The organism is Streptomyces sp. NK15101, from assembly GCF_020400725.1.
GTDB lineage: Bacteria > Actinomycetota > Actinomycetes > Streptomycetales > Streptomycetaceae > Streptomyces.
Genome location: NZ_JAINVG010000148.1, coordinates 1 through 10,085 on the forward strand (window position 1 = coordinate 1; position 10,085 = coordinate 10,085).

Below are 10,085 nucleotides of genomic sequence, written 5' to 3' on the forward strand. Positions count from 1 at the left end.
CCCGCTGCTCGGCGAGGACGCCGGCGGGCGGCGCGACGGCGTGGCGGGCGAGGGCCTCCCCGGCCGGCAGCTCCGTCAGGGCGCGGGTCAGGGCGGGGAGTTCGGCGGAGGGGACGCAGGCGTCGGCGAGGCCGGTGAGGATCGCGTCGGCGGCGCCGACGGACGTGCCGGTGAGGGCGAGGTGGGTGCCGAGTTCGCCGGGGGCGCGGCCGAGGAGGTGGGTGCCGCCGACGTCGGGGACGAAGCCGATGCCGGTCTCGGGCATGGCGACCCGGGAGCGTTCGGTGACGACGCGGACGGAGCCGTGCGCGGAGACGCCGACGCCGCCGCCCATCACGATGCCGTCCATGAGGGCGACGTAGGGCTTCGGGTAGCGGGAGACACGGGCGTTGAGCCGGTACTCGTCGCGCCAGAAGGCCGCGGAGGCGGAGCCGCCGGCATGCGCGTCGTCGTGGATGGCGCGGATGTCGCCGCCGGCGCAGAGACCTCGCTCCCCGGCGCCTTCGATGATCACGGTGGTGACCGCAGAATCGTTTTCCCACTGCGTGAGCGCGCCGTCGACGGCGAGGACCATGGCGTGGGTGAGCGCGTTGATGGCGCGGGGCCGGTTCAGGGTGATGAACCCGGCCCGGCCCTCCGTCCGGAGGAGTACGTCGGGGGTTCCGGTCGGCACGGTCACTAGGTCCCTTCGGGTGGCACGACTCGCTGTCCCGGCCACCGTACCGGGACGCGCCGCACCCCCTGGGACGGGGTGGAGGGGCGGGAAGGACTCATCCGCTTCTCGCGGATCCTGATTGCACGGTGCGCGGTCCTGTGACGGCCGCTACCCCGCGTCCTCACACCGAGTCCTTCCCGTCACCTCCATGGAACCACCGCCGGGACGGTGCCGCGAGTGCCCGGTCAGCCGCAGGTGAGGCGGAAGCGGTGGCGCTCGACGGTGATCTCGCCGGGGTCGGGCTCGCCGTCGCCGTCGGCGTCGCGGAAGACGACGTCGTAGGTCTCCCGGATGGAGAGGGTGCCGATCGGGGTGCCGTCGGGAGCGTGGACGGTGCGCTCGTCGCGGGAGTCGGTCGAGACGACCGTGATGCGACCGGGCTCGGTGAAGACGACGGTGAAGCGTTCCTCGTCGATGCCGCTGTCCACGTACCGGCCGTCGGGGAAGGTCATGCGGAAGTCATAGGAGTCGACGCCCTTGACCACCGCGGCGGCCGGGGTGCGCACGACGCGGCCGGTGGAGTGTTCGGTGACGGTGGCGGTGCCGATGAGGTCTGCGGGGAGGCAGCCTTCGAGGGGTGCGGTGAACGTGTCGGTCCGGGTGAGGTCGAAGTCCTCCACGAGGACGTCGGCGGCCGCGGCGGGGGCGATGGCCGACGCCGCGGCGGACGCGGTGAGCACGCCCGCCAGGAGGGCCCTGGCGGGCGTGCCGGTGAAGGGGTGGCGCATGGTCCTGCCTCGCTGCTCACGAACGTCTTCGCGGTACGTGTTCACGATGCCACCATGCGTCACCGGTCGCTCGGGCGCCTCCGGGCGCTTCAGGCGGGCAGCAGGTCCTGGGGGACGCGCACCTGCCGGGGGGTGGAGAGGCGCAGTTCGATGATGTCCCGGACGGTGGGCCATTCCTCGTCGAGGATCGAGTAGAAGGCCGTGTCGCGGACGGCGCCGTCGAGCCCGCGGGAGTGGGCACGGCGGATGCCTTCGCAGGTCGCTCCGAGGCGCTCGATGGCGATTCTGGAGCGGGTGTTGCGGGCGTCGGCGCGCATGGTGATGCGGCGTACGCCCCAGGCCTCGAAGGCGTGCCGGAGCATGAGGTACTTGGCCTCGGTGTTGATCCCGGTGCCCCGGGCGTCGCCGGCGATCCAGGTGTTGCCGATCTCGGCGGCGTCCGGAACGGCGGTCAGCGGATCGCCGTGGGGCATGCCGGGCACCGGCGGCCACACCAGCGGACCCCGCCAGTAGTCGAGTTCGAGGAAACGGGTCGAGCCGATGACTCTCTCGTCGGCCGTACCGACCAGGGCGAAGGGCAGGCAACGGCCGGCCGCCTGATCGGCGAGGGCGCGGGCGATGTAGTCGAGGGCCGATTCGAGGCCATCGGGTACGGGGGTGAAGGCGTAGGCCGATCGGTCCGCCCCGCCGGCCCGGGCAAGGGCTTCGGCGTGCCGCATCGCCAGCGGCTCCAGGCGCACGGAGCGCCCGGTCAGGAGAACAGGTACTGGCACGGAACCTCGGGTCTTTCACGGGCAGGGACGACTCCCGCCGCGGGGAGTCCGCGGCGGCAGCAGGAGGGGGTTCTCGCCCGGCGCCGAAAGTGTCGTGAGAACGACAAATGAGCAGGTAAAACGGTTCGCCGCCGGGTGCGAGGAGGAACAGTATGCAGCCACAACCGCTCCGAGAACAGAACCCCGGGAGAACCCGCGTCCACGCGGGGATGAAGCCTCCCGTGCGGCCGGGCCGACCGGTCTCACGGGCCGGACGGGGCCGCCCGCCAGTCGGACGGCCCGCCGGTTCAGACGCAGGTGGGATGGCCCCAGCCGTCGGAGTTCTTCGCGATGCTCTCGCCCTTGTCGTAGGCACGACCACAGCGGCAGCGGCCCGGGAATTTCGCGTTGAGGGTGCGGCCGGACGGGCGAGTCCCCCGGGCCGAACCCCCGTCGGAACCCGTCGAGCCCGTACGGGGCGCAGAGGAGCGTGCCCGGGGCGTGGAGGAGCGCGTGGCGGGCTCGGCCGGGGGCAGTTCGGCTCCCTCGGCGGAGGCGAGGGGCTCCTGGGTGCGGGCCGAGTGGCTGGCCGCGCGGTCGGCCGCGTCGTTGAGGGGGTCGCCGTCGACCTGGTGCGCGGGGACGTACACGAAGTCGACGTCCCGGCCGGTGAGCAGCGCGTCGATCCGTACGACCAGGTCCTTGTTGGCGACCGGGGTGCCGGCGGCGGTCTTCCAGCCCTTGCGGCGCCAGCCGGGGAGCCAGGTCGTGACGGCCTTCATGGCGTACTGCGAGTCCATGCGCACCTCGGCGGGCAGCGCGGGGTCGAGGGCCTCCAGGAGGCGCTCCAGGGCCGTGAGTTCGGCCACGTTGTTGGTCGCCCGGCCGAGGGGGCCCGCCTCCCAGCGGTCGATCGCCCCGTCGGCGCGGCCGATGACCCATGCCCAGGCCGCGGGGCCGGGGTTTCCCTTCGACGCGCCGTCGCACGCCGCGATGATCTTCTCCACCATCCCACGATCCTGACACGCCGACGGGGGTGGGCCGTCCCACCCCCGTCGGCGTCCGGCCGGGGCCCGTCCTCCGGACGTCCGGCGGGGCCCGTCCTCCGGATCAGAAGGCGCCGTAGTTGACCTGCCAGGTGGGCAGGCCCATCCGGCGCCAGAGGGCGACGACGCGGTCACGGTCGTCCAGGGAGACCCGGACCGCGTACCGGTGGCGCACATGGGCGTCGAAGAGCTCCGCCTTCACGAGGTCGTCGCCCCGGCCGTCCCCGGAGGCGCGCATCCACAGTTCGTCGTACGGCACCTCGTGCCGGGCGAGCCAGCTCTCGGTGAGGGCGCGGTGGTCCTCGCTGCGCCCGGAGAGGAGGACGATCCGGTCGCGCTCGCTGTGCCGGAAGGCCCGCAGCGCGTCGCGGACGGAGGGGTTGATCAGGTCGCGGTCGCAGCGGGTGAAGTCGTACGGGCCCCGGTCGACGCGCAGCGCGAGGGTGCCGTCGATGTCGCACATGACGGCGGTGGGGAGGGCCGGGTCGGGGACGTAGGGTTCGACGGCGGGGCGGTCGTTGAGCCAGTCCGCGGTGAGGCGCCAGCCGCCCCGGGTGGCCTTGGCGTGCTTGTCGGCGAGGATGCGGATGATCTCCTCGCCGACCGGCCGGTCGCGGGCGGCGTCGCGGCGCACGCACTCGTCGACGGGCACGCCGGTGAAGTCGTGGACGACGAAGGTGGCCAGGCCGGCGACGGCCGCCTTGAGCCGCTTGGGGACGTGCGGGGTCAGATGCGTGTTGTCGACGACGACGTCGAAGCCGTCGTCGACGGCGGCGCGGACGGCCGCGTCCTGGATGCCGAGCACGGTCTGCTCGTGCGCGTGGGAGCGGCCGCGCTCCGTCGCGGGCAGGTCGAGCATGGCGCGGAGGTCGTCGAGGTTGACGCGGCGCATCCGGCCCTCGGCGGCGGCCTGGAGGGCGCGGGCGGCCGTCGTCTTCCCGGAGGCCGGGAGGCCGGTCATGAGGTGGACGACAGGCACGGTCTCAGTTCTCCTCGTCGTGGGCGAAGGGGTCGGTGGCCTCGGGGCGCAGCTGACGCCAGACGAGGAGGTCGGTGGGGCGCCCGTCGAGGCGCAGGAAGAGGAGGGCGCGCAGGGCCCGGTCGCCGAGGTCACCGGCGGCGCGGGCGAAGGCGGCCCGGTCGTCGGCGAGGTGGGCGAGGCGGGCGTACGCCTCGTCGACGGCCCGCTCGCGGTCCGCCGCGGCCGTCTCCAGCTTCGTGATCACCTGGCGCACCCAGGCGTCGAACTCGTCCGGGACCTGTTCGAGGAGGGCGTCGAGGGGCTTGCCGCCGGAGGCCTCGACGTCGGTGACGGCGCAGCCGAGGCCCTTGGCGAGCTCGCCGGCCGGGAGGGCGGAGAAGCGCTGGATGCCGTGGCTGCGCCAGATGTCCCGCTCGGTGACTCCGGTGAGCACCTTGTGCAGGCGCACGTACTCGCTGAGCTTGGCCTTGGCGCGCAGGCCGGAGGCGAAGCGCAGGACGAAGCCCTCGGCGTCGGTGCCGGTGGCCGGGCGGCCGCCGGGGAGGGTGTTGGACTCGGTCAGGGCGACGAGCTCGTCGACGCCCATGGCGGGCCAGGTGCGGACGACGGAGCCGATGGGCCGCCAGGCCTCGGCGGCCTCGGCGAGGGGGAGTTCGGTGCCGTCCGGGCGGAAGGCGGCGAGCAGCACGAGGTCGCGGCGCTCGCCGTAGTTCACGACGATGCGGTTGCCCGGGTAGAGCATCTCGGCGAGGTAGGTGACGCCGGGGGTCAGGCCCGTGGTGTCGGCGGCGTCGAGGCGGCGCCGGGCCCAGGTGGCCTGGCCGCTGGTGAAGGAGCCCTTGGAGGCGACGTGCCAGCGGCCGGCGTAGTGGAAGACGACGGCGAGGCTGCCGTCGACCTTGTCGTACACCTCGAAGGGCTCGTCGGGCAGCGGGGGCGCGTAGGGGCGTCCGGTCGCGTGCTCGGAGAGGTTGAAGAACTTGGGGAGGGGGAGCGCGACGATCCGCCCGGTGGCGTCGTCGGCGACGAGTCCGCGGCACCGCGTGGTGGCCCGGTTCCAGTGCTGGGCGTACTGGCACACGCGCGTGTACGTGTAGATCGACAGCGGCAGCTCGGGGTGCCGCTTGCGCGTGACGTGCCCGTCCGCGAGAGCGGCGGCGAGTTCGTCGGACGGCATCAGGTCGTGCAGAGTCAGGGTCGCCTGGCTCATGGGGTCCCTCCCGTGTGTTCGATGATCCATTCTCGGGCGGGACGGCCCGGCAGGACACCGAATTTCGTGGTGGGGGCGCGCGGGCGGGGGCGCCGAGCGGGCTCCCGATCCCGGGCGTGTCGGTGGTGCCCCGTAGACTCGCCGTCTGCCCGTCGGTGACGGAACCGGCCCAGACGAAGGAAGCGAGCCCCATGAACCACGCGGACGGCACGGCACCGATCTACGCCGAGCTCATACGGGAGCGGGGGGACGTTCCCGGTGACGTCCGCCAGGTCGCCGAGGAGGTTCTGCGGGATCTGAGCCGAGTGATCCAGATGCCTCCGCAGGGGATCCCCGGACCGCAGCAGGGCGCCGTCGTGCACGCCGGTGCACCGCACCCCGGTGCCGGCGGTCCCATGGGCGTCGGCGGTGCCGGTGGTGTGATGGGCCAGGCGGGCGCCGTCGTCCCGCACCGGCCGATGCTCTGATCCCACCGGCCCCGTGTGCCGGGCCGTTGTCAGTACCGCACGCCATGATGCCGTCCGAAGCGACCGTCCGGTGACCCAGGGGATGACGACATGGCCGAGGTACTGCTCTTCCACCACTCGCTCGGACTGACGGAGGGCGTCGGCGCGTTCGCCGAAGGGCTGCGGCGGGCCGGGCACGTCGTGCACGTGCCCGACCTGTACGAGGGGCGGGTCTTCGAGGACCTGGAGGCCGGCGGGAAGTACGCCCAGGAGGTCGGCTTCGACACGATCGTGGCACGGGGCGAGCGGGCGGCCGAGGGACTCCCGGAGGAGCTCGTGTACGCGGGGTTCTCGCTCGGCGTGCTGCCCGCGCAGAAGCTGGCGCAGACCCGGCCCCGGGCGGCCGGTGCCCTGCTGTTCGGCGCCTGTGTGCCGGTGGACGCGTTCGGTGCGGCCTGGCCGGAGGGCGTGCCCGTCCAGGTGCACGGCATGGACGCCGATCCGTACTTCGCCGGCGAGGGTGACCTGGAGGCCGCGCGCGAACTGGTGGCGGGCGCCGAGGACCGGAGGCTGTTCCTGTACCCGGGCACGGCCCACCTCTTCGCGGAGCACGGTGCGCCCGACCACGTGCCGGAGGCGGCCGCGCTGTGCCTCGAGCGGGTGCTGTGCTTCCTGGCCGCCCTCCGGGGCCTGTCGTCGAACTCCCGCCCGCCCCTCGACGGCACTCTCCAGGGGTGAGCCCCGCACGGCCGGGTCGACCGATCGGTGGACCCCGGGGTCGGCCGTCCCGCCGTCCGGGAGGGGACGGGCGGCGGACCGGGCGGGGGCGGCCACGGGCGGAGGATCGGGGCAGGGCGCGGGCACCCCTGCGGGGCCGTCCGCGCGGTCGCCGCACCGAGGAGTCCGTCATGCCGAAGTTCCGTCGTCCGTCCCGTGCCGCCCGGGTGCTCGTGCCCGCCGCGGTGGCCGCGGCCCTGCTCGCGGGCTGCGCCCAGGGCTCCGGAGGGACGGCTTCCGCCACCGGTGCGACGACGCCCGCCGGGGTCTCCCCCACGGCCGGGCCGGTCGCCCCCGGCTCCCCCGTCACCGTGACGCCGGACCCGGACGGCACGGTCGCCCCGGGCACCCTGCTCGTCACCGACTTCGGCTCCGACACGGTCACCTTCGTCGACCCCGCGCGGGGCGCCACCGGCTCCGTGAAGGTCGGCACCGCGCCGTACGGCCTGGCCGTCGGCGAGGACGGGCGCGCCTGGGTGGCGACCGCCGAGGGGGTGGCGGTCGTGGACACGGCGAGCCGCGAACGCCTCGCGCTGATTCCGTACCGCACGGACACCGGGCCGGTGACCACGGGCGAGTACCGGGGCGGCGGCATGGGCATCGCGCTCGCCCCGGACGGACGGCGGGTGTACGTGGGGGTCAACGTGCCCGGCGGGAACGGCACCCTGGAGGTCGTCGACACCGCGGCGCTGAAGGTCACGGACGCCGTCCCGGTCGGCCGGCGCCCGTTCGACGTGGACGTGTCGCGGGACGGCGCCGAGGTGTACGCGACGAACCACGACTCCTTCGACGTCACGGTCGTCACGGCGAAGACGCGGGCCCCGCGCCGGATCGAGGTCGCCCCGTACGGCACGGAGGGCGGGCTCGGCTCCTGGCTCAAGCCGCACTACACGGCCGTGCGGCCCTCGGACGGGAAGCTCCTGCTGCCCTTCGAGGGCGAGCGGCTCGCGGTGGTCGACCCCGCGACGGGCCGGACGACGATCGAGCCGATGACCGCGAACACCCATCAGCACGGCGCGACCGTGACCGCCGACGGAACGCTGCTGACCGTCGGCACCGGGCCGATCGACCCGGACGCGGACCGCGGCCCCTCCCTGACGGTGCGCACCCCGGGCGGGGCCGAGCGGGTGTACCCCCTGGAGGGTCCGCACGAGAGCGTGGCCGTGTCGCGCGACGGCCGCACCGCCTACGTGACGGGCGGCTTCACCCGGGACGGGTACTGGGACGGTCTGACCGTCGTCGACCTCGACACGGGCGACACCCGCCGTCTCCCGGCGGGCTCCCGGCCCCTGGGGATCGCGGTCCTCTGACGCACGGCCCCGTACCGGCGCCTCAGCGCCGGGGCGGCAGGACGGTGAGGACGCGCTCCACGAAGGCCTTGAAGTCGGTCATGAAGTCGGTCAGGAACTGCTGGGTCGTCGGATCGGTGACCTCGCCGTCCTCGCCGAACAGCCCCGGGGTGAACTGGATGTACGCCTCCGGGGCGTTCATCTGCGGGGAGTTGCAGAAGCTGAGGACCGACCGGAGGCTCTGCTGCGCGACGGCCGTGCCGATCTTGCCGGGCGAGGCGCCGATGACGGCGGACGGCTTGTGGGTGAAGGAGTTCGTGCCCCAGGGACGGCTGGCCCAGTCGATGGCGTTCTTGAGGGCGCCGGGGATGGACCGGTTGTACTCCGGCGTCACGAAGAGGATCGCGTCGACGGCCGCGATGGCCTCCTTGAGCGCCTTGCCCTCGGGCGGGTAGTCGGCGTCGAAGTCGTGGTTGTAGAGCGGGAGGTCCTTGATGGGGATCTCCCGGAACTCCAGGCCGGGAGGCGCGACGCGGACGAGCGCCCGGGACAGGACCCGGTTGATGGACTTCTCCGAGAGGCTGCCGACGAAGTAGCCGACCTGGTAGGTGCTCATGCGCGCTGTCCCGCCTTCCGCTGGGAGTGCTTCCGGAGGCCCGCCACGGGCCCTTCGCAGGACCTTCCACGGGGGCCTTCCGCAACGTAACCCGATGAGCGACATGTCACCAATCACGATAAAAAGGGTTAACCACGACTCATACGGAAAGGCGGACAGCGTGACGCGACCGAGGATCCTCGTGGTGGGCGCCGGCTTCGCCGGAGTGGGCTGCGTGCGGCGGCTCGAACGGCGCCTCGCCGAACGGGAGGCGGTGATCACGCTCCTCTCACCGTTCTCGTACCAGTTGTACCTGCCGCTGCTCCCCCAGGTGGCCGCCGGCGTGCTGACCCCGCAGTCGGTCGCGCTGTCCCTGCGGCGCAGCCAGCGGCACCGGACCCGGATCGTCCCGGGCGGCGTGGTCGGCGTCGACACGGCTGCGAAGGCCTGTGTGGTGCGGACGATCTCCGGCGAGTTCGTGACGGAGCAGTACGACCACCTCGTCCTCGCGCCCGGCAGCGTGACCCGCACCTTCGACATCCCGGGGCTCGCCGAGCACGCGCGCGGGATGAAGACCCTCGCGGAGGCCGTCTACATCCGCGACCACGTCATCGCCCAGCTGGACCTGGCGGACGCGAGCGACGACGAGGAGGAGCGGGCCGCGCGGCTGCAGTTCGTCGTGGTCGGCGGCGGGTACGCGGGGACGGAGACGGCGGCCTGTCTCCAACTGCTCACGCACAACGCGGTCAAGCGGTACCCCCGGCTCGACCCCGCCCTCATCAAGTGGCACCTGGTGGACATCGCCCCGAAGCTGATGCCCGAGCTGGGCGAGAAGCTGGGCGCCGCCGCCCTGGACATCCTGACGAAGCGCGGCATCGAGGTGTCGCTCGGCGTGTCGGTGGCCTCGGTGGACGAGGAGTCGGTGACGCTCACCGACGGGCGGGTGCTGCCGAGCCGGACGCTGATCTGGACGGCCGGCGTGGCCGCGAGTCCGCTGATCGGCACGCTCGGCGCGGAGACCCTCCGGGGCCGGCTCGTCGTCTCGGCCGAGATGGACGTGCCGGGCCTCGACGGGGTGTGGGCGCTGGGCGACGCGGCGGCCGTCCCCGATCTCGCCAAGGGCGAGGAGGGTGCGATCTGTCCGCCGACCGCGCAGCACGCGATGCGGCAGGGCAAGGCCGTCGCCGACAACCTGGTCGCGACGCTGCGGGGCGAGCGGACCCACCCGTACACCCACAAGGACCTGGGGCTCGTGGTGGACCTGGGCGGGATGGACGGGGTGTCGAAGCCGCTCGGCGTGGAGCTGCACGGGGCGCCCGCCCAGGCCGTGGCCCGCGGCTACCACTGGGCGGCGCTGCGGACCAACGTGGCCAAGACCCGGGTGATGACGAACTGGCTGCTCAACGCCGTCGCGGGCGACGACTACGTGCGGACCGGGTTCCTGGCCTCGAAGGCGGGGACGCTGCGGGACTTCGAGTACACCGACGCGTATCTGACGCCGGAGCAGGTCCGCGAGCACACGGGCTCGTTCCGCGGGGCGGTGGG

General features: G+C 73.5%; 11 protein-coding genes. 4 read left to right on the top strand and 7 right to left on the bottom strand.

Going from position 1 to position 10,085, the window contains the following annotated elements; genetic code table 11:
* From K7G60_RS37265 to K7G60_RS37290, 6 genes are all read right to left on the bottom strand, one after another.
* On the bottom strand, positions 1–673 hold a 673-nt coding region (locus K7G60_RS37265; RefSeq protein ID WP_374115740.1), incomplete at its 3' end, for a 3-hydroxyisobutyryl-CoA hydrolase.
* A 227-nt stretch (positions 674–900) separates the two neighbouring features.
* Complete coding sequence (locus K7G60_RS37270; protein ID WP_225805401.1) at positions 901–1,488, bottom strand: hypothetical protein; 588 nt, start codon at positions 1,486–1,488, stop codon at positions 901–903.
* A gap of 44 nt (positions 1,489–1,532) precedes the next feature.
* Positions 1,533–2,216 (bottom strand): GNAT family N-acetyltransferase, encoded by a 684-nt coding sequence (locus K7G60_RS37275; RefSeq protein WP_225805402.1) that lies wholly within the window; start codon positions 2,214–2,216, stop codon positions 1,533–1,535.
* A gap of 287 nt (positions 2,217–2,503) precedes the next feature.
* A complete protein-coding gene (locus K7G60_RS37280; RefSeq protein WP_225805403.1) occupies positions 2,504–3,205 on the bottom strand; it encodes a ribonuclease H in 702 nt (233 codons plus the stop codon).
* A gap of 100 nt (positions 3,206–3,305) precedes the next feature.
* Complete coding sequence (locus K7G60_RS37285) at positions 3,306–4,220, bottom strand: AAA family ATPase (protein ID WP_225805404.1); 915 nt, start codon at positions 4,218–4,220, stop codon at positions 3,306–3,308.
* Between the two features lie 4 nt (positions 4,221–4,224).
* Positions 4,225–5,433 carry a T4 RnlA family RNA ligase gene (locus K7G60_RS37290; RefSeq protein WP_225805405.1) on the bottom strand — a complete coding sequence of 403 codons (1,209 nt, stop codon included), beginning with the start codon at positions 5,431–5,433 and terminating at the stop codon, positions 4,225–4,227.
* 191 nt (positions 5,434–5,624) lie between these two features.
* Here K7G60_RS37290 and K7G60_RS37295 point away from each other — a divergent pair, with 191 nt between their 5' ends.
* The 3 genes from K7G60_RS37295 (at position 5,625) to K7G60_RS37305 (ending at position 7,966) form a co-directional block, all read left to right on the top strand.
* On the top strand, positions 5,625–5,900 hold the full coding sequence (locus tag K7G60_RS37295; protein ID WP_225805410.1) for a hypothetical protein: 276 nt from the start codon (positions 5,625–5,627) through the stop codon (positions 5,898–5,900).
* A 90-nt stretch (positions 5,901–5,990) separates the two neighbouring features.
* Positions 5,991–6,617: a dienelactone hydrolase family protein gene (locus K7G60_RS37300; RefSeq protein WP_225805406.1), complete on the top strand. Its 627-nt coding sequence runs from the start codon at positions 5,991–5,993 to the stop codon at positions 6,615–6,617.
* A 170-nt stretch (positions 6,618–6,787) separates the two neighbouring features.
* Positions 6,788–7,966 (top strand): hypothetical protein, encoded by a 1,179-nt coding sequence (locus K7G60_RS37305; RefSeq protein ID WP_225805407.1) that lies wholly within the window; start codon positions 6,788–6,790, stop codon positions 7,964–7,966.
* A 22-nt stretch (positions 7,967–7,988) separates the two neighbouring features.
* Here the strand turns inward: K7G60_RS37305 and K7G60_RS37310 are convergent, their stop codons facing one another.
* Positions 7,989–8,561 carry an NADPH-dependent FMN reductase gene (locus K7G60_RS37310; protein ID WP_225805408.1) on the bottom strand — a complete coding sequence of 191 codons (573 nt, stop codon included), beginning with the start codon at positions 8,559–8,561 and terminating at the stop codon, positions 7,989–7,991.
* A 160-nt stretch (positions 8,562–8,721) separates the two neighbouring features.
* Here K7G60_RS37310 and K7G60_RS37315 point away from each other — a divergent pair.
* Positions 8,722–10,085 (top strand): NAD(P)/FAD-dependent oxidoreductase (locus K7G60_RS37315; protein ID WP_225805409.1); only part of this gene is annotated, 1,364 nt, incomplete at its 3' end.